The 24,396-nt window shown below is 64.4% G+C and carries 20 protein-coding genes and 1 tRNA gene; 13 read left to right on the forward strand and 8 right to left on the reverse strand.

Annotation, left to right across the window (positions count from 1 at the left end; all coding sequences use genetic code 11):
• Positions 1 to 3: 3 nt before the first annotated feature.
• Genes CMV30_RS18230 through nifJ form a run of 3 tightly spaced genes read right to left on the reverse strand, consistent with a single transcriptional unit; the run spans position 4 to position 5,076 of the window.
• Positions 4 to 438 (reverse strand): 6-pyruvoyl trahydropterin synthase family protein, encoded by a 435-nt coding sequence (locus tag CMV30_RS18230; protein ID WP_096057357.1) that lies wholly within the window; start codon positions 436 to 438, stop codon positions 4 to 6.
• Between the two features lie 25 nt (positions 439 to 463).
• Entirely contained in the window at positions 464 to 1,456 is a 993-nt protein-coding gene (locus tag CMV30_RS18235; protein WP_096057358.1) for a dihydroorotate dehydrogenase-like protein, read from the reverse strand.
• Positions 1,453 to 5,076 (reverse strand): pyruvate:ferredoxin (flavodoxin) oxidoreductase, encoded by a 3,624-nt coding sequence (gene nifJ / locus CMV30_RS18240; RefSeq protein WP_096057359.1) that lies wholly within the window; start codon positions 5,074 to 5,076, stop codon positions 1,453 to 1,455. Before nifJ ends, CMV30_RS18235 begins: the two co-directional genes overlap by 4 nt.
• A gap of 219 nt (positions 5,077 to 5,295) precedes the next feature.
• Here nifJ and CMV30_RS18245 point away from each other — a divergent pair, with 219 nt between their 5' ends.
• Positions 5,296 to 7,671, forward strand: a complete 2,376-nt coding sequence (locus tag CMV30_RS18245; protein ID WP_175414960.1) for an ATP cone domain-containing protein — start codon at positions 5,296 to 5,298, stop codon at positions 7,669 to 7,671.
• A 208-nt stretch (positions 7,672 to 7,879) separates the two neighbouring features.
• Entirely contained in the window at positions 7,880 to 8,791 is a 912-nt protein-coding gene (locus tag CMV30_RS18250) for a PocR ligand-binding domain-containing protein (RefSeq protein ID WP_096057361.1), read from the forward strand.
• On the opposite strand, the gene CMV30_RS19630 is transcribed toward CMV30_RS18250, so the two are convergent.
• A complete protein-coding gene (locus CMV30_RS19630) occupies positions 8,745 to 9,215 on the reverse strand; it encodes a hypothetical protein (protein ID WP_138223378.1) in 471 nt (156 codons plus the stop codon). The two genes, CMV30_RS18250 and CMV30_RS19630, sit on opposite strands and share 47 nt — an antisense overlap.
• A gap of 163 nt (positions 9,216 to 9,378) precedes the next feature.
• On the opposite strand from CMV30_RS19630, the gene CMV30_RS18260 reads away from it, so the two are divergent.
• The 10 genes from CMV30_RS18260 to CMV30_RS18300 all read left to right on the forward strand — a co-directional run bounded on the left by CMV30_RS18260 (position 9,379) and on the right by CMV30_RS18300 (position 20,844).
• Positions 9,379 to 9,675, forward strand: a complete 297-nt coding sequence (locus CMV30_RS18260) for a hypothetical protein (RefSeq protein ID WP_096057363.1) — start codon at positions 9,379 to 9,381, stop codon at positions 9,673 to 9,675.
• 26 nt (positions 9,676 to 9,701) lie between these two features.
• The gene (gene ccoN, locus CMV30_RS18265) at positions 9,702 to 12,008 is read left to right on the forward strand and encodes a cytochrome-c oxidase, cbb3-type subunit I (protein WP_096057364.1); all 2,307 of its coding nucleotides are present in this window, start codon (positions 9,702 to 9,704) and stop codon (positions 12,006 to 12,008) included.
• Positions 12,009 to 12,060: 52 nt separating this feature from the next.
• On the forward strand, positions 12,061 to 12,246 hold the full coding sequence (locus CMV30_RS18270; protein WP_096057365.1) for a hypothetical protein: 186 nt from the start codon (positions 12,061 to 12,063) through the stop codon (positions 12,244 to 12,246).
• On the forward strand, positions 12,236 to 12,778 hold the full coding sequence (locus CMV30_RS18275) for a cbb3-type cytochrome c oxidase N-terminal domain-containing protein (protein ID WP_096057366.1): 543 nt from the start codon (positions 12,236 to 12,238) through the stop codon (positions 12,776 to 12,778). Before CMV30_RS18270 ends, CMV30_RS18275 begins: the two co-directional genes overlap by 11 nt.
• A 10-nt stretch (positions 12,779 to 12,788) precedes the next feature.
• Complete coding sequence (ccoG, locus tag CMV30_RS18280) at positions 12,789 to 14,309, forward strand: cytochrome c oxidase accessory protein CcoG (RefSeq protein WP_096057367.1); 1,521 nt, start codon at positions 12,789 to 12,791, stop codon at positions 14,307 to 14,309.
• The gene (locus CMV30_RS20005) at positions 14,306 to 14,467 is read left to right on the forward strand and encodes a hypothetical protein (RefSeq protein WP_175414961.1); all 162 of its coding nucleotides are present in this window, start codon (positions 14,306 to 14,308) and stop codon (positions 14,465 to 14,467) included. The genes ccoG and CMV30_RS20005 overlap by 4 nt, the downstream gene beginning before the upstream one ends.
• Positions 14,468 to 14,534: 67 nt before the next feature.
• Positions 14,535 to 15,239, forward strand: a complete 705-nt coding sequence (locus CMV30_RS18285; RefSeq protein ID WP_096057368.1) for a sulfite exporter TauE/SafE family protein — start codon at positions 14,535 to 14,537, stop codon at positions 15,237 to 15,239.
• The gene (locus CMV30_RS18290; protein WP_096057369.1) at positions 15,236 to 17,635 is read left to right on the forward strand and encodes a heavy metal translocating P-type ATPase; all 2,400 of its coding nucleotides are present in this window, start codon (positions 15,236 to 15,238) and stop codon (positions 17,633 to 17,635) included. The genes CMV30_RS18285 and CMV30_RS18290 overlap by 4 nt, the downstream gene beginning before the upstream one ends.
• A gap of 86 nt (positions 17,636 to 17,721) precedes the next feature.
• Positions 17,722 to 19,134 (forward strand): oxygen-independent coproporphyrinogen III oxidase, encoded by a 1,413-nt coding sequence (gene hemN / locus CMV30_RS18295; RefSeq protein WP_096057370.1) that lies wholly within the window; start codon positions 17,722 to 17,724, stop codon positions 19,132 to 19,134.
• Positions 19,135 to 19,173: 39 nt separating this feature from the next.
• Entirely contained in the window at positions 19,174 to 20,844 is a 1,671-nt protein-coding gene (locus tag CMV30_RS18300) for a putative transporter (protein WP_096057371.1), read from the forward strand.
• 90 nt (positions 20,845 to 20,934) lie between these two features.
• Here the strand turns inward: CMV30_RS18300 and CMV30_RS18305 are convergent, their stop codons facing one another.
• Entirely contained in the window at positions 20,935 to 21,792 is an 858-nt protein-coding gene (locus CMV30_RS18305; protein ID WP_096057372.1) for an energy transducer TonB, read from the reverse strand.
• 231 nt (positions 21,793 to 22,023) lie between these two features.
• Here CMV30_RS18305 and CMV30_RS18310 point away from each other — a divergent pair.
• Positions 22,024 to 22,099: transfer RNA gene (locus tag CMV30_RS18310), tRNA-Ala, on the forward strand.
• A 29-nt stretch (positions 22,100 to 22,128) separates the two neighbouring features.
• On the opposite strand, the gene CMV30_RS18315 is transcribed toward CMV30_RS18310, so the two are convergent.
• The 3 genes from CMV30_RS18315 to CMV30_RS18325 all read right to left on the reverse strand — a co-directional run bounded on the left by CMV30_RS18315 (position 22,129) and on the right by CMV30_RS18325 (position 24,334).
• On the reverse strand, positions 22,129 to 23,091 hold the full coding sequence (locus CMV30_RS18315) for an energy transducer TonB (RefSeq protein ID WP_138223379.1): 963 nt from the start codon (positions 23,089 to 23,091) through the stop codon (positions 22,129 to 22,131).
• 89 nt (positions 23,092 to 23,180) lie between these two features.
• On the reverse strand, positions 23,181 to 23,600 hold the full coding sequence (locus CMV30_RS18320) for an ExbD/TolR family protein (RefSeq protein WP_096057374.1): 420 nt from the start codon (positions 23,598 to 23,600) through the stop codon (positions 23,181 to 23,183).
• Between the two features lie 47 nt (positions 23,601 to 23,647).
• Complete coding sequence (locus CMV30_RS18325; RefSeq protein WP_096057375.1) at positions 23,648 to 24,334, reverse strand: MotA/TolQ/ExbB proton channel family protein; 687 nt, start codon at positions 24,332 to 24,334, stop codon at positions 23,648 to 23,650.
• Between the last annotated feature and the right edge of the window lie 62 nt (positions 24,335 to 24,396).

The raw sequence follows: 24,396 nt of genomic DNA on the forward strand, positions 1-24,396 counted from the left end.
GCGTCAGCCTTCGTACTCCGCCCAGCTAGTAGCCGTCTCGTGCATCCGGATTCTTCGTACGCGCACACGCCGCGCCACCGCCTCGGGCGACGTCTCCAATTCCGCCTTCATCTTCTCGAAAACCCGCCGCGCCATCAGCTCGCTCGTCGGATCCTGATTCTCGAACGCCACCACCCGCTCGTACGCCGCCCGGTACAGCGGATAATGCGCGTCCGCCGTGTTCAGGCACATCGCGTGGTCGAACGTCTCGATGAACCCGCCGATCAACGCGCTCACCTGCTTGAAGTCGCACACCATGTCGTTCGCATCGAGTTCGTCCGCCTCGACCACCACCTCGATCCGCCGGCTGTGCCCATGCGGAAACCGGCACTTCCCCGGATGCTTCGACAGGATGTGTCCGTTCTCCACCGAGAAAACTTTGCAGATCCGATAAGGCATGAAAACGTCGTTCTTCCTTCGCGCGTCACGCGCGCCACATCTGCAGCGTCCGCAGATAATTCGTCCGCTCGAACGCGTCCGGATTCGGGCAATGCTTCAGGCTCAGGCTTCCACGCATCTGCTCCACCGAGCGGTAATCCTGCTCCTCCATAAACTGCCGGAACTCCCGCAGCAACGTCGCGAGGTAGCCCGGCCCATGCTTGAGCAGACACGACACCACCTGCACCGCGTTCGCACCGGCCATGATCGCTTTCACGACATCGACCGGCCCGTGTACACCTCCGCTCACGATCAACGGAATCGGCACGCGCCCCGCCAGGATCGCCGTCCAGTGCAGCCGCATCTGCAACTCCGCCGGCGTGGACAACTCCAGCCGCGCGCGCACCTCCAGATTTTCCACATCGAAATCCGGCTGATAAAACCGGTTGAACATAATCAACCCGTCCGCCCCCAGATCGTGCAACTGCGCCGCCAGCTGCGGCAGCGACGAATAAAACGGCGACAGCTTCACCGCCACCGGGATCTTCACCGCCGCCTTCACGCTGCGCACCACTTCGATCAACCGCCAGTCCACCTCCGCGCCCGTCACCGCCGGATCGGACGGCAGGAAATAAACGTTCAACTCCAGCGCCGCCGCGCCCGCCTGCTCGATCAGCTTCGCGTAATTCACCCACCCGCCCGGATGCGACCCGTTGAGCGATGCAATCACCGGCAGATTCACCGCCGCTTTGATGCGTCCGATCTGCTCCAGGTACTGCTCCGGCCCCAGCACGAACTCCTGCGGCTTCGGGAAAAACGACGCCGCCTCCGAAAAGCTCTCCTCCGCAGGTTCGCGGTACAACTCATGCGCCGTGGCTTCCTGCAAAATCTGCTCCTCGAAAAGCGAGTGCATCACGATCGCCGGCGCGCCCGCGTCTTCCAACCGGCGCACCTGGTCGAGATTGTCGCAGAAGGGCGACGCGCCCGGCACGATAGGATGCGCCAGTTTCAAACCGAGATAATCAACCTGCATGTTCATGATGTCGCCTCCGTGGATGTTTTAGCCGTCGCTCCATTCGCAACCGTTGCCGGTGCCGCCGCGGCGGCGACTGCCGGAGCCGGTGCTTTGTTCGCAGCCGCCAGTTGTTGATAGAGCGCGAACCGCCGGCGCACATGCGCCTGCGCGTCCACCTCGGCCTGCTGCGCCCGCGCCGCGTCCGATTGCGCGAGCAACCGGTAACGCAGTTCGTTCTTCGTGAAACTCGTCAGCTCCGCGCGCGGCGTCGCTGAATCGAGCTGCATCGGATTCTCGCCGCGCTCCGCCCGACGCGGATCGTAGCGGTACAGCGGCCAGTAACCGGTATCGACCGCCAGCTTCTGCTGATCCACGCCGAGCCGCAGATCGTAGCCGTGCGCCACACAGTGCGAGTACGCGATCACCAGCGCCGGCCCCGGATAAGCCTCCGCTTCTCGCAGCGCCGTCACCGCCTGTCCGTCACGCGCACCGAGCGCGATGCCCGCGACATAGACCGAGCCATAGCTCATCGCCATCAGCCCGAGATCCTTCTTTCCAACCGTCTTGCCGCTCGCGGCAAACTTCGCCGTCGCGCCCAACGGCGTCGACTTCGAGCATTGTCCGCCTGTGTTCGAGTAAACCTCCGTATCCAGGACCAGGATCTTCACCGGATGTCCGCTCGCCAGCACATGGTCGAGACCGCCGAACCCGATGTCGTACGCCCAGCCGTCGCCACCGAGAATCCACAGGCTCTTGTTCACCAGGTGATCGGCGAGTTCATCCAACTCCTTCGCCAGCGGCGTGTTGATGCCCGTGAGCTTCTCGCGCAGCTGCGACACCCGCACGCGCTGGTCATAAATGCCCGACTCCGTCGTCTGATCAGCCGCGACGATCGCGTTCACACGCTCCGGCCCGACGATCTCGGAAACCTTCGTCAGCGCCTCGCGCGCCCGCTCCGCATAACCGTCGAGCGCCAGTCGCAGACCGAGTCCGTACTCCGCATTATCCTCGAAGAGCGAATTGCTCCAGGCCGGTCCGCGCCCCTGGCCGTTCTTCGTGTAAGGCGTCGTCGGCAGATTCCCGCCGTAGATCGACGAGCAGCCCGTCGCATTCGCCACCACGAGCCGGTCGCCGAAGAGCTGCGTCAACAGCTTCACATACGGCGTCTCGCCGCAGCCCGCGCACGCGCCCGAATACTCGAACAGCGGCTCCAGGAACTGCGTGTGCTTCGGGTCCGTCTTGAGCGTCGCCCGATCCGGATTCGGCAGCTTCAGGAAGAAGTCGTAGTTCGCCTTCTCCTTTTCCACGAGCGCCACCTGCGGCTCCATCATCAGCGCCTTCTTCTTCGGATTGGTTTTATCCTTCGCGGGACAAACCTGCGCGCACAGATTACACCCCGTGCAATCCTCCGGCGCGACCTGGATCGTGTACTTCTGGTTCGGATAATCCTTCGACCGGAAATCCGTCGACAGGAAACTCGCCGGACATCCGTCCAGTGCCTCCGCTGGGTAAAACTTCGCGCGGATCGCCGCGTGCGGACAGTACTCCACGCACTTGTTACACTGGATGCACAGCGTCGCGTCCCACACAGGAATTTCCACCGCGAGATTCCGCTTCTCGAATCGCGCCGTGCCCGTCTCGAACGTGCCATCCACCGGAAACGCGCTCACCGGCAGCTCGTCGCCGAGTCCCGCGAGCATCACCGACGTTACGCGCTTGTAGAAGTCCGACGCCTCCGCCGGCAACGCCTTCGCTTCCGCCTCCGCGTCATCCGCCGCAGGGATTTCCACCTCGGCGAGATTCGCCAGCGATGCGTCCACGCCCGCGATGTTCTTCTTCACGACTTCCGGCCCCTGGCGGCCGTAAGACTTCTCGATCGCCTGCTTGATCTTCGCGATCGCGTCATCCACCGGCAGCAACTTCGCCAGAGCGAAGAAACACACCTGCATCACCGTGTTGATGCGCCCGCCCAATCCCGCGCTGCGCGCCACCGTCGCCGCGTCGATTGCGTACACCCGCAGCTTCTTCGCCCGGATCTGCCCGCGCGTTTCCGCCGACAATTTCGCCCACAAGGCGGACGCACCGCCCGGGACGTTGATCAACAGCGTCGCACCCGGCGCCGCCAACGATAGCACCGGCTGCGTCTGCAACAAATTGAACTGGTGGCACGCCACGAAACTCGCCTGCGATACCAGATACGGCGCGCGAATCGGTTTCTCGCTGAATCGCAGGTGCGACACCGTCACCGCCCCCGCCTTCTTCGAGTCGTACACGAAATACCCCTGCGCCTGAAATCCTCCCGCCGACGCCAGAATCTTGATCGTGTTTTTATTCGCGCCGACCGTGCCGTCGGAACCGAGTCCGAAGAACACCGCGCGCTTCGTCTCCACCGGCTCCAGATCGAGCGCCCGGTCGTACGCTAGCGAGAGATGCGTCACATCGTCCTCGATACCGACCGTGAACGAGTGCAGCGGCCTGTCCTTCTTGAGCTCCGCAAACACCGCCGCCGCCATCGCCGGCGTGAATTCCTTCGACGCCAGTCCATAGCGCCCGCCCACCACGCGCGCCATCGTCACCGGCCCCGCGTCCGGATGCCGCAACGCCGCCACCACATCGAGATACAGCGGCTCGCCGAGCGCGCCCGGTTCCTTCGTGCGATCGAGCACCGCGATCGAGCGTGTCGTCTTCGGCAACATGCCGATAAACGCCGACGCACTGAACGGACGGTACAGCCGCACCTTCAGCACACCCGTTTTTTCGCCGCGCGCATTCAGCCACTTCGCCGTCTCCGCGACCGTCTCGCCGCCCGAGCCCATCACGATCACCACCCGATCCGCCTCCGGATGCCCTTCGTAGTCGAAGAGCTTGTAAGCTCGGCCCGTGAGCTGCGCGAAACGGTTCATCGTTTCCTCCACGATTCCGGGCGTGCGGTCATAAAAACCGTTCGCTGCCTCGCGCGCCTGGAAAAATACATCGGGGTTCTGCGCCGTGCCGCGCAGCATCGGCTTGTCCGGCGTCAGCCGTCGCGAGCGAAACGCCGCCAGGCAATCGTCATCCAGCATCGCCTTGATCGTCTCGTCCGGGAGCGGCGTGATCGTCGCAATCTCGTGCGAGGTGCGAAACCCGTCGAAGAAATGCATGAACGGAATCCGCGCCCTCAACGTCGCAATGTGCGAAACCAGCGCCAGATCCTGCGCTTCCTGCGGCGAACCCGATGCCAGCATCGCCCACCCCGTTTGCCGGCACGCCATCACGTCCGAGTGATCGCCGAAAATCGATAGCGCATGAGTCGCCAGCGTGCGCGCCGTCACGTGCATGCAGCACGGCGTCAGCTCGCCCGCGATTTTGTACATGTTCGGGATCATCAACAGCAGTCCTTGCGACGCCGTGAACGTGCTCGCCACCGTCCCGCCTTGCAGCGCGCCGTGCATCGCACCGGCCACGCCCGCTTCCGACTGCATCTCGACCATCTGAGGCACGCGGTCCCAGATGTTTTTCTTGCCGACCGCCGCCCACGCATCGGCGGATTCGGCCATGGGGGATGAAGGCGTGATCGGGTAGATCGCGAAGAGATCGGTGAGGCGATAAGCAACTGCGGCAACCGCTTCGTTGCCGTCGAGGGTAACCTGTTTGGGATTTTTCACGGTCTCCCATGCTAACCGCTAATGCCCCGGCCCGCTGCGCATGGTTTGCCCACCGCTGTGCAGTTCTTGAGACACGCAACCTCGCCGCTTCTCTCGCGCGCGAAAAAATTCAGCCCGCGCGCAATTTTGCCAACCCATGCGCAGCCGTTACGCGCGCGTTCCGCTACACTGTTTTTTCGTCACCCCAACGACGCATCACCCACCCTCTCGAACCCTTCAATGACCACCGCTCTCACCTCCCATCGCAACGTCGTCAAACGCGACGGCAAAACCACTCTCTTCGACATCGAACGCATCGTCCGCTCCATCGCCCTCGCCCTCTTCGCCTCGCGTCAGGGCGACATCGAAAACCCTCTCCGCCACGACGCCACTCGTCGCTACGGCCTCGGCGAGGACGACTTCGCCCGCGCCCGCGCCATCGCCCGTTCCGTCGAATGGGCCAGCGAACTTTTCTACCAGAAAAACACCACACCCACCTCCGACGAGCTCCAGGATCTCACCGAGAAAATGCTCGCCGCCGAGGGCGAGTTCGCCGCCGCCAAAGCCTACATCCTCTATCGCTCGCGCAAGAACGACGCCCGCCTCAACCGCTACCCGAGCAACGGCCTCCAGGAGTACATCTTCATCTCCCGCTACGCGCGCCACGACGCCTCCCTCCAGCGCCGCGAAACTTGGGACGAAGCCGTCAACCGCGTCGCCGCCATGCACCATCAGCGCTACGCCGCGCTCGGCGACTCCGATCTCTACGCCGCCATCGACGACGCCTTCGAAGCCGTCCGCCGCAAAGAGGTTCTCCCCTCGATGCGCTCGCTCCAGTTCGGCGGCCCCGCCGTCTTCGCCCACGAGGCCCGCCTCTTCAACTGCTCCTTCACGCACATCAACCGCCTCCGCGCTTTCCAGGAGTCGTTCTACCTTCTCCTCGTCGGCTGCGGCGTCGGTTTCTCCGTGCAAAAATGCCACGTCTCCCAACTCCCGCCGCTCGCCCCGCGCGGTCACGACGACGACCTTGCCGTCCGCCATCACCACATCATCGATACGATCGAGGGTTGGTGCGACGCTCTCGGCGCGCTCCTCGACGCCTACGTCCACGGCCACGTCATCGAGTTCAACTACTCCGCCATCCGCCCGCGCGGCACCGCCCTCCGCACCTCGGGCGGCAAAGCCCCCGGCCACCTCCCGCTCAAGCGCGCCCTCCAGTCCGCCGAGGAGATTCTCCGCACCGCCGCCGGGCGACGCCTCGAACCCATCGAGGCCTACGACATCCTCATGCACATCGCCGGTGCCGTCCTCGCCGGCGGCGTCCGCCGCTCCGCGACCATCGCGCTCTTCTCGGCCGACGACGACAAGATGATGCAGGCCAAAACCGGCGATTGGTTCAAAACTCACCCGCACCGCTCCGCCTCCAACAACTCCGCAGTGCTTATCCGTTCGCGCGTCACGCAGCAGGAATTTCTGCGTCTCTTCGAGTGCCAGAAACAATTCGGCGAGCCCGGCTTCTTTTTCGCAGACCACGAAGACTATGGCGCCAACCCCTGCGTCGAGATCGGCCTGCATCCGGTTTTCCAAGTCATCAGCCGCGACGACATCGCGAGGCTCAACGCCCGCGGCATCCACGCCGACGACTCCGGCCGCCCGCTCCGCATCGGTTCCCGTCTCCACGGTTTCCAGATGTGCAATCTCACCACGATCAACGGCGCCCTCGTCCGCACCGAGGAGGATTTTTCCCGCGCCGCCCGCGCCGCCGCGATCATCGGCACGCTCCAGGCCGGTTACACCAACATCCCCTACCTCGGCGCCGTCACCCAGCTCATCAACGAGCGCGAAGCCCTCCTCGGCGTCTCCATCTGCGGCATCATGGACAGCCCGAAAATCCTCCTCGATCCCCAGATCCTCCAGCGCGCCGCCGGCCTCGTCACCGAAACCAACGCCGGTTTCGCCGCCCGCCTCGGCATCCGCGCCGCCGCCCGCACCACCTGCGTGAAACCCGAAGGCACCACGTCGCTCCTCCTCGGCACCGGCTCCGGCATCCACCCGCGCCACTCCCGCCGCTACTTCCGCCGCGTCCAGGCCAGCCGCCTCGATCCGGTGTATCAAATCTTCAAGCACTACAACCCGCACCTCTGCGAGCCCTCCGCCTACGGCAAACGCACCGACGACGTCATCACCTTCCCCGTAGAGTCGCCCGCCGATGCCATCCTCCGCGATCAGCTCGACGCCGTCCGCTTCCTCGAAATGGTCCGCCTCGTGCAGGAAAACTGGGTCCTCCCCGGCACCAGCCACGCCGCCTACGCCCCCGGCCTCGCCCACAACGTCTCCAACACCGTCACCGTGCAGGACGGCGAGTGGGACGCCGTCGCCGCCTTCATCTGGGAAAACCGCGCCCGCTTCACCGGCGTCGCGCTGCTCCAGTCCTTCGGCGACAAAGCCTACGTTCAGGCCCCGCTCGAGTCCGTCCAAACCGCCGCCGACGCCCAGCGCTGGAACCTCCTCGCCTGCAATCCCGTCCCCTACACCGAGCTCGAGGAGCAACACGACGAAACCAAACTCGCCCAAGTCGTCGCCTGCGCCGGCGGCCAATGCGAACTCAGCGTCTGACCCACTGCACGAATCTCCCTGTTGGGCTCGCGCTACGCTTCGCAACTCACACGTAGCCGCGAGCGCCAGCGAGCGGTCCTTCGCATCCCTCTTCCGTTCTCTCGCGGCCTATAAGCGCCACTGCGCCACGGGAAAACCGCTCCCCATAAATTGCCCGCATCCGGTTTCTCACATTGAGCTCCGCGAAATCTGCGTCGATACTTCACGCATGTCCACGGATGACCCCGTCAAACGCAGCCGCCAGCTCGTCGAGCAGTTGAAACGTTCACAGATCTATCAGGACTACGAGCAGGCATTTCGCGACACCACCGGACTCCCCATCAATCTCCGCGCCATCGAGTCGTTCAATCTTCCCCATGCCGGTGACCCGAACGAAAACCCGTTCTGCGCTCTCATGGCGAAGACCAACCACTCCTGCGCCGCCTGTCTCCAGCTCCAGCGCAAGGTCGAGGAACAGGCCCGCCTCGAACCCAAAACGCTCAAGTGCTTCGCCGGCCTCTGCGACTCTGCCGTTCCTATACGCGTCGGCGCCAACCTGATCGCCTTCCTCCAGACCGGCCAGATCCTCCTCCATAAACCCAAGGTGCATGAGTTCACCAAGGCCACCAAGGAGATCGTCGGCTGGGGCACCGAGGTGGACCTGAAAAAGCTCGAAGAAGCCTACTTCCAGACCCGCGTCGTTTCCAAAAAACAGTACGAGGCCGTCCTCCGCCTCCTCACGATCTTCGCGCAGCACCTCGCCTCGATGAGCAACCAGCTCACCGTCCAGGAGGCCAACGCCGAAAACCCTGCCATCGCCCGCGCCCGCATGTTCATCGCCGACCAGTACACCGAGGAACTCTCCCTCGAACAGGTCGCGAAGCAGGTCAACATGAGCGCCTTCTACTTCTGCAAAATGTTCAAGAAGGCCACCAGCCTCACCTTCACCGACTACCTCGCCCGCATCCGCATCGAGAAGGTGAAAAACCTCCTGCTCAACCCCAACAAACGCATCAGCGAGGCCGCCTACGAAGTGGGCTTCCAGTCGCTCTCCCAGTTCAACCGCGTCTTCCGCCGCATCGCCGGCGAATCGCCTACCGTGTTCCGCGACCGCCTGCATCAGCAGGCTCCGGTCGCCTGAGCGCCGCCGGGATTTTCGGATACGGCGCGTGGCACGTGCGCACGCATAGTCCGCAGACCGCGTCTATCTCTCCTTGCGCGAGCACACGCCACCAGCCGCTCACCAGCGCGCGCACCGGCTCGTCCATCATCTCCGCTTCTTCCAGCAGCATAAGCAGCGACGCTTCTCCGGTGGAGAAATAGGCCAGCAACGGATTTAACCGGCACCCGCACCGGCTCTCGAAATCACCCGGTGCCGCTCTGCGCGCCGCGTGCTGCCGGGCGATCAGGCCGCTCAACTGCCGCAGCGTTTCGTCCATCATATAAACGAGCACTGCCGGCTCTCCCAATGCGCTGCGCACCGGCTCCAGCCGCAGACGCCGCGCCCACTCGCGCTTCAAGTGAGCCCGCCGTTCGTCGAGGATGCAAAGAATGCGCTGTCGCATGACCCCATCATGCCGCAACTCATGCAAACCCGCTCCGCGCACCTTGCCTAACGCTGCGCATCACTTGCCCGGATAACCCCGAGCAAGAAATGCACAGCCCCTGCCAACCCCCGCGCAGAGCGTTCGCCCCGCTTCGTCTAAGGTCATGCCACCACAAAGACCTATGGACATCGTACCGCTCACTCTGGTGATCAGCCTCTGCCTCACCTTCACGTTTATCGTATTTTTCGCCCGCGAACAGGCCCGCCGCCGCTTCGGCAGCGCCGAATCCGAATCCTTACTTCCACTCCTCGACGAAAACCGCGTCACGCCTGCGGCGGTCCCCGCCGCCGCTCCCGCCATCGTCATCGACATGTCCAAGGCCCGCCCCCGCTGCCGCGACCACCATAACTGCACCAAGGGCGGCCACTGCGAACACCGCGAGGTTCGCGGCCACTCCTACCCCGAAGCCCACGCCTGAGCCTCTCGATTTCTCCGCCGCTACCCATGCAAGACCGCAAAATCACTCTCCACTTCAACGACCAGATCGTCCGCCAGTTCCTCCTCGCCTCCGTCATTTGGGGCGCCGTCGGCATGATCGTCGGCGTGCTCGTCGCCTCTCAGCTCAACTATTGGCGCCTCAACTTCGATCTCCCCTGGCTCACCTTCGGCCGTCTCCGCCCGCTCCATACCAACGCCGTCATCTTCGCCTTCGTCGGCAACATGATGTTCGCCGGTGTTTACTACTCCACGCAGCGCCTCGTCCGCGCCCGCCTCGCCAGCGACTTCCTCTCGCAACTCCACTTCTGGGGCTGGCAGCTCATCATCGTGGCCGCTGCCATCACGCTCCCGCTCGGCTTCTCCCGCGGCAAGGAATACGCCGAGCTCATCTGGCCCATCAACATCGCCGTCGCCGCCATCTGGGTCGTCTTTGCGGTTAACTTCTTCTGGACGCTCGCCCGCCGCCACGAGCCCGCCCTCTACGTCGCCATCTGGTTCTACATCGCGACCATCATCACCGTGGCGATGCTCTACATCGTCAACCACCTCAGCATCCCCACGAGCCTCCTCCACTCGTATCCGGTCTTCGGTGGCGTCCAGGACGCCCTCGTCCAGTGGTGGTACGGCCACAACGCCGTGGCCTTCTTCCTCACCACGCCGATCCTCGGCATCATGTACTACTTCATCCCGAAGGCCGCGGGACGTCCGGTGTACAGCTACCGCCTTTCCGTCATCCATTTTTGGTCCCTCGTCTTCGTTTATATCTGGGCGGGTCCTCACCATCTCCTGAACACCGCATTACCCGGCTGGCTCCAGGCCCTGGGCATGACGTTCTCACTCATGCTCTGGGCCCCGTCTTGGGGCGGCATGTTAAACGGCCTGCTCACCCTTCGCGGCGCATGGGATAAAGTCCGCACCGACCCCGTCCTCAAATTCTTCGCCGCCGCCGTCACCTTCTACGGCATGGCCACCTTCGAGGGTCCGCTCCTCTCCATCAAAGCCGTCAACGCCCTCGGCCATTACACCGACTGGATCATCGGCCACGTCCACGCCGGCGCCCTCGGCTGGAACGGTTTCATGGCCGCCGGTATGACTTACTGGCTCGTCCCCCGCCTCTGGAACAAGCCGCTCCACTCGCAGAGTCTCGCCAACCTCCATTTCTGGCTCGGGACCGTCGGCATCCTCCTCTACGTCGCCGCCATGTGGACCTCGGGCATCACCCAGGGCCTCATGCTCGGCGCCACCACCGAGGGCGGCACCGTCCTCGCCTACCCCAGCTTCCTGGATACGCTCAACAGCATCCGCCTCATGATGCTCATGCGCGTCATCGGCGGCGGCCTCTACCTCGTCGGCTGGCTCATGCTCGCCTACAACCTCTGGCGCACCATCCGTGGTGCCCAGCCGGTCAACAGCTCCATCGATGTCTTCATCGAGGACAAACCCGCCGAGCCACGCCTCAAGCTCGCCCCCGCCTTTATCAATCCGCCCGTCCTCTTCTCCGTCTTCGGCTCGCTCTTCGCCTGCGCGTGGCTCTTCGGCAACGACCTCATCATGCTCGGCGGCCTCTTCGGCACCATCACCTGCGTGATCCTCGCCTTCGCCCACTTCCGCGCAAAAGACGCCGTCTGGGGCGCCTGGTACGACAAGCTCATCGTGAACGTCCTGCCCTTCACCATCCTCACCTTCATCGCCGTCGCCGCCGGCGGACTCATCCAGATCATCCCGACGACCCTCGTCCACCGCGCCGCCAACGTCGAAGACCGCATCCAGGTTCCCTACACGCCGCTCGAACTCGCCGGCCGCGACATCTATGTCCGCGAGGGTTGCTACAACTGCCACTCGCAGATGATCCGCACCCTCGTCCCCGACGTGCTCCGCTACGGCGACTACTCCCGCCTCGGCGAATCCATCTACGACTTTCCGCACCAATGGGGCTCCAAACGCACCGGGCCCGATCTCGCCCGCGTCGGCGGCAAGTATTCAAACACCTGGCACTTCCGCCACCTGCTCGACCCGCGATCCATCTCGCCGGGCTCCAACATGCCGAATTACCCGTGGCTCGCCGAAAACGCCACCGACGTCGCCGCCCTCTCCAGCAAGCTCAACGTCCAGCGCACCCTCGGCGTTCCCTACCCCGCGATGAGCCCCGCCGAAATCGCCGCCAGCGTGAAGACCCAGTCCGACGGCATCGTCGATAACCTCCGCGCCGAAGGCGACGTCATCGCCCCCGACCGCGAGATCGTCGCCCTCATCGCCTACCTCCAAAAGCTCGGCAAATCCGAAAAAGTCACTCCCGCCACCGCCGCCAAATAACCCGCCGCGCTCCGTTTTCACCCTTCACTCTTCACCCGTCTCCCTTCTTCCGATGTTCCGCCGCCTCCTCTTCGAAAACTGGGCCAGCATCTTCACGCTGATCGCCTTCATCACCTCCGCCTCGATCTACGTGAGCTTCGCTCTCCGCGCCCTCCGCATGCGCCGCGTCCAGATCAAGCAGCTCGCCTTCCTCCCGCTCGCCAACGACTCCCACGATCTCCGCCGCCATGACGCCTGATCCCAAACACGACCCGAAGGAAGATCCCGTCCGCCACCACGTCTTCGACGGCATCGCCGAATACGACCGCCGCCTCCCCAACTGGTGGCTCCTCACCTTCTACGGCGCCATCATCTTCGCCATCGCCTACTGGTTCGACCGCCAGATCTTCGCCCGCACCGACGACGCCAAAGACATCCAGGCCGAGATCGCCCGCATCGACGCCGTCAAACTCGCCGCCGCCGGCACCCGCGACGATCCCACCCTCTGGAAAATGAGCCGTAACCCCGCGTTCGTCACCGCCGGTGCCGACACCTACAAAAACACCTGCGCCAGCTGCCACGGCAACGAACTCAAAGGTGGCGTCGGCCCCAGCCTCGTCGATGCCGTCTGGATACACGGCAGCAAGCCGCTCGACCTGATCGCCACCGTCGAAAACGGCGTCCCCGCCAAGGGCATGCCCACCTGGGGCCCGCTCCTCGGCTCCAAAAAAATCAACGAAGTCACCGCCTTCATCCTCAGCCACCACCCCGCGCCCTCGGGCACAGAATAGTTAAACACGGATGCCGCCGACTCCACACGACCATGGCGAAAAGAACCCTGCGCCCGCTTCGTCTCCTGCACGCGCCAAGGTCGGCTTCGCCCGGCCCACGCGCGACGCGGTCACGACGATCCGCGAAGACGGTTCTCACCGCTACTTGCACCCCGCCGACGCGCCCGGTCGTTTCTTCAAAGCGCGCACGCTCTCCGGTTGGCTGCTCATCGTCGTCTATCTCTCGCTCCCCTGGATAAAAATCGGCGCCCACCCCGCCGTCTTCCTCGATGTCGCCGCCCGCCGCTTCCACCTCTTCGGCCTCACCTTCGCCTTTCAAGACATCTGGATGCTCTTCTTCGGCATCACCGGCCTCGGCTTCGGACTCTTCTTCATAACATCCCTCCTCGGCCGCGTCTGGTGCGGCTGGGCCTGCCCGCAAACCGTCTTCCTCGACCACATCTACCGCCGCATCGAGCGCCTCCTCGAAGGCGACGCCCCCAAACGTCGCGCCCTCGACGCCGCGCCGTGGACCACCGCCAAAATCCTCCGCCGCTCCGCCAAGCACATCCTCTACGTCGCCGTATCCGCGATCATCGCACACCTCTTCCTCGCCTACTTCATTTCCATCCCCGCGCTCTGGTCCATGATGAGCGCCGCCCCCGCCGAACACTGGGGAGCCTTCGTCTTCGTCGCTCTCTTCACCGGCGCCCTCTACGGCAACTTCGCCTGGTTCCGCGAACAGCTTTGCCTCATCATCTGCCCCTACGGCCGCCTCCAATCTGTTCTCATCGACGACCACTCCCTCGTGATCGGCTACGACGAAAAACGCGGCGAACCTCGCGGCAAGCTCTCCATCCCCAACGCCGGCGCCTGCATCGATTGCAACCGCTGCGTCCGCGTCTGCCCCACTGGCATCGATATCCGCCAGGGCCTCCAGATGGAGTGCATCGGCTGCGCCGCCTGCGTCGATGCGTGCGACGAGGTCATGACCAAAATCAACCGCCCCACCGGCCTCATCCGCTACGATTCCCTCTCAGGGCTGCGCGGCGAAAAAACCAAATGGCTCCGCCCGCGCGTCTTCATCTACGGCGCGCTCCTCCTCGTCGGCGCCATCGTTGCCACCCTCGCGCTTTCCACCGTCCGCCCCGCCAACCTCCAGATCACCCGCCTCGGCGGTACGCCCTACTTCGTCGACGCCACCTCCGTCCGAAATCAATTCTTGGTCCGCATCGTCAACAAACGCGACCACGCCCAGCGCTTCGCTCTCACGATCTCCGACCCATCTGTCGAAATCTCCGGCTGGAGCGACGCCGTCGAACTCGCACCCGGCGTCGAGGAAGTCCGCCCGCTTATTCTCCAAATCCCGCTCGGCCGCTACACCGGCCCCGCCCACCTCCAAGTGCAGGTCACCTCGCTCGACGAATCCTTCTCGCTCAAACGCACCATCGACTTCGTCGGCCCCAACCCCGCCTACATGAAAAAATCATCCGCCCCGGATGGGAGCGCCGGCGTCCCGCCAGCTCCGTCCTCCTCCACCGCAACACCATGACCACCGGCGACCGTAAACTCTTCCTCTTCGTCGCGCTTGGTTTCGCGCTCCTTCTCGGCGCGTGGTCCACGCTCTTCACCATCGCCTCCCGCAACCGCATGGCCGACGTCCCCCTCGCGCACAAAACCACAACCTCACGACAGCCGCACTCCCCGTAGCCGCGCCACTTAAGGCGCGGACTCCGCCCTCCTTCATCCCTCTTCGCTACCGCACGCCCACCACTTCATGGAATTCGCCGGCATCCAGTCCCCCGCCGCCGCCTTTCTCGCAGGCCTCACCACGAGCCTGCACTGCGTCGGCATGTGCGGACCGCTCGCCTGCGCCCTCACGCCCGCCGGCAAGGACCGCTCCGACCCGCAGACGGTCAACACCGTCTACCACATCTCCCGTATCCTGGGCTACACGACACTCGGCCTCCTCGTCGGCGCTCTCGGCCAGGGCCCGCTCAACGCCTTCAACGGCGCCCCGCTGCGCTTCGGCCCCTGGCTCTTCGCCGCGTTCTTCATCCTCGTCGCCTTCCGCCTCGATAAACGCCTCCCGCGCTTCGCCTGGCTCACGCGCCTCCAATTCCGTCTCCAACAAAAACTCCGTGGACGCTCCCGCCTCGCCGCCGCCGCCGGCATCGGCCTCGCCACCCCGCTCCTGCCCTGCGCACCGCTCTACTTCATTCTCACGATCGCCGCCTTCTCCGGCTCCGCCGCGCGCGGCGCAGAGTTCATGCTCTCGTTCGCCCTCGGCACGCTCCCGCTCCTCTGGCTCGCGCAAACCCACTACGCCTGGCTCCGCACCAAACTCTCGCCACGCACCCTCGCCCGCGCCCAGACCGCTCTCGCTCTCCTCGCCGCCGCCATCGTCCTCTGGCGCCTGCGCGGCACGTTCGGCGCATCGGCTCCGACTCTCGACAACCTCCTCTGCCATTTCTCGTCATGAGCGCGCTCCCGTCCTTGTCCGTCCCCGTAGCCGCGAGCGCCAGCGAGCGGTCCGCCCGCGTCTGCCGCCACTGCGGCTCTCCCTCTTTCGACCGCGATTTCTGCTGCTCCGGCTGCGCCTTCGTCCACCGCCTCATACACGACGAGGGATTCGAGACGTATTACGATCTTCGCGACAAGATCACCAACCCCGCCGAGTTCGCCGCCACCGCCCCGCGCGACCACGGCTGGCTCGCCTCGCTTCAACGCGACGCCCAGGCCGCCGCCGGCGAATCCTCCACCGCATCGCTCTCCGTTTCCATCCAGGGAATCTCCTGCGTCGGCTGCGTCTGGCTCATCGAAAAAATCTTCGCCCGCCAGCCCGGCGCCGGCCGCATCGAGGTCAACGCCCAGACCGGTCAGGCCCGCCTCTCCTGGCTCAAAACCCAATTCGACGCCGCGGCCTTCGCCTCCGAGCTCCAGCGTTTCAACTACCTCGTCGGCCCCGCAAACACCGCCATCAGCGGCCGCCGTTCCGAGAGCCAGCAACTCGCCCGCCGCCTCGGCCTCTGCACCGCCTTCGCGATGAACGTAATGCTCTTCACGCTCCCCGCCTACTTCGGCCTCGAGGCGGCCAGCCGCTACACGCACCTCTTCTCCACGCTCGCGATGGGCTTCGCCACGCTGAGCCTCCTCGCCGGCGGCGGCTACTTCCTCAATCGCGCCGGCGCCGCCCTCCGGGAGCGCACGCTCCACATCGACCTCCCCATCGCCCTCGGCATCGTCGGCGCCTTCATCGGCTCTTTCTACGGCTGGATCGCGCAGATCGAGGAGTATCAGTATTTCGACTTCGTCAGCGGTTTCATCGTCCTCATGCTTCTCGGTCGCTGGGCCCAGGTCGCTGCCGTCGAACGCAACCAGCGCCGCCTCCTTAGCGAACAACCCGCCCCGCCCCGCGTCCCGCTCTACGCGCCCGACGGCTCCCGCACCGAGGTCGCTCCGGAGGAGATCCGTCCCGGCCAGCACATCGGCGTCGCCTCCGGACAAACCATCCCGGTCGATGGCGTCCTCGCCTCCCTCGAAGCCACCCTCGGCCTCGCCTGGATCAACGGCGAATCCGAACCGCGCCTTTTCCGCGCCAGCCAGCACGTCTCCGCCGGCGCGCAAAATCTCTCCCGCTCCGAGATCCGCGTCATCGCCACCCAGCCCTGGGAAAACTCGCTCTTCGCCCAACTCCTCAAACCCGTCACCCGCGCCGCCTTCCGCCACCGCACCATCGAGCGCGTCATCCAGGGCTATCTCATCGCGATCATCGGCGCCGCCATCGTCTCCGGTCTCTGCTGGTGGTTGTCCACCGGCGATCCCGTCCACGCCGGCGCCGTCGTCACCGCCGTCCTCGTCGTCTCCTGCCCCTGCGCACTCGGCCTCGCCTTCCCGCTCACCGACGAAATCGCCACCGTCCGCCTCCGACGCCGCGGCGTCTTCGTCCGCAGCCCCGACCTCTGGCCGCGCCTCGCTAAAATCGACCGCGTCGTCTTCGACAAAACCGGCACGCTCACCCTCGAAACCCCCGAGCTCCAAAACCCCGATACGCTCCGCTCCCTCTCGACCGACGCCCGCGCCGCCTTGCTCACGATGGTCGCCGACAGCGCCCACCCCGTCGCCCGCTGCCTCCACGCCGAACTCCTCGCCCTCGATTCCCTCGATCCCGCCCCCGGTTCTCCCCGCGAAGTCACCGGCTACGGCATCGAACTCGGCCCCTGGCGCCTCGGCCGCGCCGACTGGGCCGCCTTCAGCCGCATCCCCTCTCACGGTGCCAAAAACGAAACCGCCCTCAGCCACCTCGGCCGCATCGTCGCCACTTTCTCCTGCACCGACACCGTCCGCACCGATGCCCGCCGCGAGATCGCCGCCCTCTCCGCGCGCGGCCTCTCCACGACCATCCTCAGCGGCGACACCACCGCTAAGGTCCGCCAACTCGCTCTCGAACTCGCCCTCCCGGCCCACCGCGCCATCGGCGAAAACTCCCCCCGCGAAAAAGCCGCCTGGCTCGACGCCCACTCCCCCGACCGCACGCTCATGCTCGGCGACGGCGCCAACGACTCCCTCGCCTTCGACCGCGCCCTCGTCCGCGGCACGCCCGTCATCCACCGCGGTCTCCTCGAGCAAAAAGCCGATTTCTATTTCCTCGGCCGCGGCATCGGCGGCATCCGCGCCCTCTTCGAAGTCAACGACGCCCGCGCCCGCACCCACCGCGCGCTCCTCACCTTCATGATCGCGTACAACGCCGTCGCCGTCGGCCTCTCCGTCACCGGCCACATGCACCCGCTCCTCGCCGCCGTGCTCATGCCCCTCAGCTCCCTCGCCACTCTCGCTATTGTCGCCACCGGCCTCCGCCCGCTGCGCTCCGTCGCCTGACTCATCGCAAAATCTGCGCAGTCCCCGCCAACCCCCGCCGAGTTAACTTATCGGCCTTCTGCGATCATGAACGCACACCCACCTTCATGATCTCCACGCACGACGCCCTCCTGTCCGCCTCGTCCGCGACACCTCCGCTCGATCTGGAGTTGATTAAAAAATACGCCGCCGCCGCCCCGCGCTACACATCCTACCCGCCCGCCACCCAGTTCACCGCCGATCTCCCCGCCATCCGTTTCGAAGACGCCATCGCCGAGGACAACGCCACCGGCGTCCGCCCGCTCTCCCTCTATATCCATCTCCCCTTTTGCGAATCGCGCTGCTGGTACTGCGGCTGCACCACCGTCATCACCCGCAATAAATCTGCCGCCGACACCTACCTCGACGACCTGGCCCGCGAAATCGCCCTCTATAATCTCCACCTCGATTCCAGCCGCCGCGTCGTCCAACTCCACCTCGGCGGCGGCACGCCCACCTTCTTCACCGCCCGCCAGCTCGACCGCCTGGGCGAACTCCTTCGCTGCTATTTCCAATTCGATAAAGACGCCGAGATCTCCGTCGAAATCGATCCCCGCCGCCTTTCCTGGGATCAGGTCGAGGCCCTTGTCCGCCTTGGTGCCCGCCGCGCCTCCCTCGGTATCCAGGACACGGATCGCCGCGTGCAACTCGCCATTCACCGCCACCAGCCCCACGCGCTCAACGAGCAGGCCTTCACCTGGCTCCGCGCCGCCGGCTTCTCCTCCATCAACGTCGACCTCATCTACGGCCTGCCTCTCCAGACCGTCGACTCCTTCGACCGCACCCTCGACGACGTCCTCGGCCTCGAACCGGACCGCCTCTCCGTCTTCGGCTACGCCCACGTCCCCTGGCTCAAGCCGTCCCAAAACATTTTCGACGAACGTGGCCAGCTCCCCGACGCCGAGACCCGCCTCGCCCTCTGGCAGCTCGCCCACCAGCGCCTCACCTCCGCCCGCTACATCGACATCGGCCTCGATCACTTCGCCCGCCCCCAGGACGAACTCGCCGTTGCCCAGCGCGAGCAGACCCTCCACCGCAATTTCCAAGGCTACAGCACCCGCGCCGGCGCCTCCGTCTACGCCTTCGGCATGTCCGCCATTTCTTCTATCGGAAACGTCTACTTCCAAAACGCCCGCTCGCTCACCGACTATCACGACGCCCTTCAAGCCGGCCGCCTCCCCGTCCAGCGCGGCCTCCGCCTCACCGACGAAGACGCCCGCCGCCGCACACTCATCATGCGTCTCATGTGCGACCGCCGCCTCGATTTCCGCCGCCTCTCCGCCGACCTCGGCATCGACGTCCGGCAGATTTACGCCACAGAACTTGCTTCACTCGACGATCTCGAACGCGATGGCGCCGTGGAACTCTCCGAAACCGAGCTGCGCGTCACCTCTCGTGGAGCCCCGCTCCTGCGCGTCATCGCCCAGCGCTTCGACGCCTATCACGTGCCGTCCACCGGCCGTCACTCGCAGGCCATCTGACCACACGTCACCTAAATTTCCCGCAACCCACCCACTCTCATGGACTGGATCGTCACCCTCTTCACTCATGAATCGGTCGCCCACGCGGTGATCGGATTCAGCATCGTCATCGCCCTCGGCCTCGGCATCGGCGCCATCCGAGTCTTCGGCATCAAACTCGGTGTAGCCGGCGTCCTCTTCGCCGGCATCGCCTGCGGCCATTTCGGAATGCAGCTCAACCCCGAGGTGCTCGAATTCATCCGCGAATTCGGCCTCATCCTCTTCGTCTTCGCCATCGGCCTCCAGGTCGGCCCCGGCTTCTTCGCCTCCTTCCGCCGCCAGGGCGTCACGTTGAATATCCTCGCCGCCACCACTGTCATCCTCGGCTCGTTGATCACCATCGGCCTGTTCAAATTCGCCTCCGTCCCGCTCCCCGCTGCCATGGGCCTGCTCTCCGGCGCCACCACCAACACCCCCAGCCTCGGAGCCGCCGGCCAGGCGCTCCGGCAGTTCGCCGAGACCACCCCCGCCATGCTCACTCAGCTCGGCATGGCCTACGCCGTCGCCTACCCGTTCGGCATCATCGGCACCATCCTCGCGATGATCGCCGTCCGCGTTTTCTTCCGCATCAACATCGCCACCGAGGCCCGCGAACTCGAAGACGCCCGCAAATCCGACAAACGCGACGTCCACGCCCTCACCCTCGAGGTCCAGAACCCCAACCTCTTCGGCGTAACCATTTCCCGGGTACCCGGCCTCGTCGAAGGCAAGGCCGTCATCTCCCGCCTCCACCGCGACGGCGTCAGCCAGCTCGCCCGGCCCGACACCGTCCTGCAACGCGGCGACATCCTCACCGTCGTCATGCCCGCCGACCGCGCCGACACCCTGCGCATCGCCATCGGCAATCCCACCACCGCCATCCCCGCGACCGGCACCGGCCAGCTCACCACCCGCCGCGTTCTCATCACCCGCGAAAACGTCCTCGGCAAAGGCGTCAATAAACTCGACCTCCACACCCGCTTCGGCGTCAACGTCACCCGCGTCTCCCGCACCGGCGAAGACTTCACCGCCACCAGCGGCCTCACCCTCCAGTTCGGCGACCTGCTCACCATCGTCGGCCACGAGGCCGATGTCCGTAACGCCGCCGCCGCCCTCGGCGATTCCGCGAAAGACCTCAATCACCCCCGCCTCGCCCCCATCTTCGTCGGCATCGCCCTCGGCGTCCTCCTCGGCTCCATGCCATTCTACATCCCCGGCATGCCCGCCGCCCTCAAACTCGGCCTCGCCGGCGGCCCCCTCTTCGTCGCGATCATCCTCAGCCGCGTCGGCAACTTCGGCTCCCTCGTCTGGTACATGCCTCCGAGCGCGAATCACTTGATGCGCGAAATGGGCATCGCCCTCTTCCTCGCCTGCGTCGGCCTCCGCGCCGGCGGCGCATTCTTCGATGTCCTGCTGCACGGCGGCGGCCTTCGCTGGATGCTCCTCGGCACCATCGTCACCCTCGTCCCCGTCCTCGTGATCGGATTCATCGGCCGCAAATTTTTCAAAATCAACTACGTCAGCCTCTGCGGCGTCATCGCCGGCAGCATGACCGATCCTCCCGCACTCGCCTTCGCCCAGACCGTCACCGGCTCGGAAGCCACCTCGGTCGCCTACGCCACCGTTTATCCGCTCACGATGATCCTCCGCATATTCGCCGCCCAGCTCATCGTCCTGCTCTTCTTCGCCTGACGCTCCTGCGAAAGCCCGCACCACCACCCCCAAAAAAAGCAGCTCCCGCAGGAGCTGCTTTTTTCATGTGTCCCCGGCCCGAAGCCCGGCTCACCGGCTCTCATCCGCGTTGCCCGCAGCCGTGAACCGCATCGGTTGGATCATCCGTACATTCACCGTCTTGCCGCGCCGGTACCCAGGACGGAACTTCCACTTCATGATCGCAACGACCGCGATGTCGTTGAACGCCTCATTGTCCGAGCTCAGCACGCGCGCTTCTGAAACCGTTCCTTTCACCGAAACAATAAACTCCACCGTCACACGCACTGTCGGCGCATCGCGCAACAAGTGCGCCGGCACCGACGGAGCCGGTTGAAACGTAGGCGACGGCGCGCGATCCAGATCCGAGAGGGAAAATATATTTCCCATGCTCGTCGCCGTGCCGCCCGAACCGCCGCGCCGGAAATTCCCCGGAATCGTTGAGAGATTATTCGCCCCCTTGACGTCCGCGCGCGGCAGCAAACTGGTCATATCAAAGGTCTGCGTGAAGTCCCCCAGATTCACCGTCGTCGGCAGATCGGGCAGCGACGGCACATCCACGCCTTCCAGCGCCTCGCCCGTTTCGCCGCTCATATCCACGACCTCTTCATTCACGAGTTCCTCCGGCACCGGCGGCGCGACAAAACCCACTTCGACCGTCTCCTTCTCGACCACCGCCACCTTCACGACCTTCGGGCCGTTGAACCCAAAGAAAAAAGCCGCGTGCGCCGAGACCGAGATGCTCAGCGCCAGCCACACGCGCAGAACCCGCCTGCGCTCGACCGGGTATCTCCACGATCCCGGAGCGCTCTTCGTGCGGCCCGGCAATCCCGCCGCCGCCACGCGTTTATCGGCCGTCACATAAGGCTCCGGATCCAGTCCGCTCAGGCCGGCGGCGAAGCCATTTCCGCTGGGGTATTCGATGTTCATGACCGGAGTTTAGTCCGCCCCGTCATCTCCGCCTGCTCATCCCTTGCCATTCAGTGGGCGGCTTTTGCTTCCTGCATTAGAAAACCTGTCCACGCGCCTCCTCGCCACACGCTCTCAAACGATCTCGTTCACCCACACCGTTTCCGCCTCACGCCCGCGCCTCAAATAAGCCAAAAAACTCCTTGCGTTCACCGAACAAACTTTGATTTTCCACCCCTCTCAGTTGGTAACGGGCTCGTAGCTCAATTGGTAGAGCGCCTCAATGGCATTGAGGAGGTCGTCAGTTCGATCCTGATCGAGTCCACCAACTAAACGCGGAGCGAAAAACACCAGACGTCAGTCGGTGTCCCGCATGTTGAACTCTGATTCACGCACATCGCCGCGCCCATCCGGACGCGAGCCGATCGAGCCCACCGCCCTGAACGCCGTGATCACCGATTGGTCGAACTCGGCATTACCCGAAGACCGGATGATCTTCACCTGACTGATCGTGCCCGACGCCGATACATGGAACGACACACGCGCCGAGGGCTGATTCGTAACGCCGAGCGGCACCACGTGCGCCTCCTTCACCTTCTGCTTAAGAAACGTGAAGTACGTCGCCAGCTGATCCTGTTCAGCCCGGCTGAGCGCAGGCCCGCCCGCACCCGCCTTGTCGGTCGCCCCACCATTAACACCGGTGGCCAGACCTTTGGCGCTCACCTTTTCATACGTTGAGGACGCGCCCGCCTTGGTGTTCGACGCGACTTTCTGCGGATTGGCTTTGCTAAACTGATCGTAACTCATCCGCTTCGCCTCCGCCGCAGCCGCCGCCTTACGCGCCGCAGCCTCCTTTTTTTCACGCTCCGCCTCCGCCCTGCGATGCCGGGTCATCACCTGCTTCTCTTTGCGGTCGGCGACCTGCTGGATTTGCTGCGCAAACGTCTTCGGTGGCGGCGTGGTTTTCTTAGGCTCCACTTTGGGTGCCGTCACAGGCGACGGCTCCGGCGCCGCCGCGACGACCGGTGATGGCTGCACAGGCGGAGCCGTGACCGGCTCAGGCTGTGGCGGCGCGACTGGCGCGGGCTGCGGTGGAGCCGCCGTGGGCTGAAACTTAACCCCCTCGGGCGAGCCCAGCGCCGTCGCTTCCGTAGCCGCCCAGTTGTTGCCATCACCTGCGACGAGTTCGAAAATCTTCGTGGTCTCCTGCGCCGCCTCTTTCTTGAACGCGAACGCCGTGAACACCAACGCAGCCACAAATGCTCCGTGGAGCATCAGCGAAAGCGAGTAGGCGCTGGTGGAATGAGTGTTCGTGGACACAGGACTCAGTGGAGTAGGCGGATAACTCTCAGTGTTTCGTTAGACGCGTTAGCGATAAAAATGTTAGGACGAAAATCAGAACCCATTTTTCAACTGCCAGACTGCGTATCGAAGGTGATGCGGCTCAGGCCGCTTTTTTTCACTTCGTCCATAAGGCTGATGACTTTTTGGTGAGTGATACTACCTTCGATTCTGAAGCGTATAACCGTATTTTTCGCATCCAAGCCGCGCAGGCGGACCGCCAGATCGCGGCTGTTAACTGGCGTGTTATCGATGTAGGTGACGCCTTTCGCGTCGATCGTCAGCGCGACGAACTTCGTGTTCTTATCGACCAGCTGCTGCTCGCTGGCTGACTCCACGGGAAGATTCACCGGCACCGTCTGTTCATTGGCCAGCGGCGCGGCCAGCATGAAGATGATCAACAAACAGAAGCCCAAATCCACCAGGTTGGTGACGTTAAGATCCGCGATCGGATGCGACTGGCGGTGACGTCTAAAAGTGCGGGCCATGACGGTATCGGTAGTGGAGTCGGTGAAGGTGTCGCAGGCGTGAGCGGTTACTTGCCCTCAAGCTCGATGCGGTCCGCCAGCGAGCTCGCGTAATTTTCGAGCTCCGTGATCAGCTGCTTGGTATTTCCCAGGAGATAGTTGTACCCGAACACCGACGGGATCGCCACGACCAGACCTGCGATCGTCGTCAACAACGCCGCCGACACGCCAGGTGCCAGCGTCGCGATGCTCGCCGTCTGCTGCGTCGCCACCGAACTGAACGCCTCCATCACGCCCCACACCGTCCCGAGCAATCCGAGAAACGGCGCTCCCGACACGATCGACGCGAGGAAGATCATGCTCGATTCGTACCGCAGGATCTGGCGCGCCAGCGCGCGCTGGATCGCATTCTCAGACTGCTGCAAACGTGCGCGAGGATCGTCGATTCCCTTTTGTTCATTGATCGCTCCCGCGCGGTCATAAGCCTCGATCGCATCGGCAAACAGATCGCCGTACGGGATCGAGCGTTTGTTGCGGTACGACTCCGGCAGATCGAGCAACGTGCGCTGATCGCGGATATGCTGCTCGAAGGCCATGTTCAGATAGCGAAGGTTCGCGAGCTCGTTTCGTTTCCCGATCATCACCGCCCAGGCGATGATGCTGGCGATGGCGAGTCCCACCGTGATGGTCTGCCCGACGATATCGCAGCGGACAAAAACTTCCCAGATATTAACGGTGGCGAAAAAGAGCGTCATTGAAAATGAATCAGCAAGAGGGTGAAAAAGTGGAAAACAGTTGGGGCCTTTGCGGAGCGCAT

The organism is Nibricoccus aquaticus (assembly GCF_002310495.1).
Classification (GTDB): Bacteria; Verrucomicrobiota; Verrucomicrobiia; order Opitutales; family Opitutaceae; genus Nibricoccus; species Nibricoccus aquaticus.

Coding starts and splice junctions, on each gene's coding strand:
- CMV30_RS18260 (WP_096057363.1), top strand. CDS start 9,379: ATGGACATCGTACCGCTCACTCTGGTGATCAGCCTCTGCCTCACCTTC.
- CMV30_RS18230 (WP_096057357.1), bottom strand. CDS start 438: ATGCCTTATCGGATCTGCAAAGTTTTCTCGGTGGAGAACGGACACATC.
- CMV30_RS20005 (WP_175414961.1), top strand. CDS start 14,306: ATGACCACCGGCGACCGTAAACTCTTCCTCTTCGTCGCGCTTGGTTTC.
- CMV30_RS18320 (WP_096057374.1), bottom strand. CDS start 23,600: ATGGCCCGCACTTTTAGACGTCACCGCCAGTCGCATCCGATCGCGGAT.
- CMV30_RS18275 (WP_096057366.1), top strand. CDS start 12,236: ATGACGCCTGATCCCAAACACGACCCGAAGGAAGATCCCGTCCGCCAC.
- CMV30_RS18270 (WP_096057365.1), top strand. CDS start 12,061: ATGTTCCGCCGCCTCCTCTTCGAAAACTGGGCCAGCATCTTCACGCTG.
- CMV30_RS18300 (WP_096057371.1), top strand. CDS start 19,174: ATGGACTGGATCGTCACCCTCTTCACTCATGAATCGGTCGCCCACGCG.
- CMV30_RS19630 (WP_138223378.1), bottom strand. CDS start 9,215: ATGCGACAGCGCATTCTTTGCATCCTCGACGAACGGCGGGCTCACTTG.
- CMV30_RS18290 (WP_096057369.1), top strand. CDS start 15,236: ATGAGCGCGCTCCCGTCCTTGTCCGTCCCCGTAGCCGCGAGCGCCAGC.
- ccoG (WP_096057367.1), top strand. CDS start 12,789: ATGCCGCCGACTCCACACGACCATGGCGAAAAGAACCCTGCGCCCGCT.
- CMV30_RS18325 (WP_096057375.1), bottom strand. CDS start 24,334: ATGACGCTCTTTTTCGCCACCGTTAATATCTGGGAAGTTTTTGTCCGC.
- CMV30_RS18285 (WP_096057368.1), top strand. CDS start 14,535: ATGGAATTCGCCGGCATCCAGTCCCCCGCCGCCGCCTTTCTCGCAGGC.
- hemN (WP_096057370.1), top strand. CDS start 17,722: ATGATCTCCACGCACGACGCCCTCCTGTCCGCCTCGTCCGCGACACCT.
- CMV30_RS18245 (WP_175414960.1), top strand. CDS start 5,296: ATGACCACCGCTCTCACCTCCCATCGCAACGTCGTCAAACGCGACGGC.
- CMV30_RS18250 (WP_096057361.1), top strand. CDS start 7,880: ATGTCCACGGATGACCCCGTCAAACGCAGCCGCCAGCTCGTCGAGCAG.
- CMV30_RS18235 (WP_096057358.1), bottom strand. CDS start 1,456: ATGAACATGCAGGTTGATTATCTCGGTTTGAAACTGGCGCATCCTATC.
- ccoN (WP_096057364.1), top strand. CDS start 9,702: ATGCAAGACCGCAAAATCACTCTCCACTTCAACGACCAGATCGTCCGC.
- CMV30_RS18305 (WP_096057372.1), bottom strand. CDS start 21,792: ATGAACATCGAATACCCCAGCGGAAATGGCTTCGCCGCCGGCCTGAGC.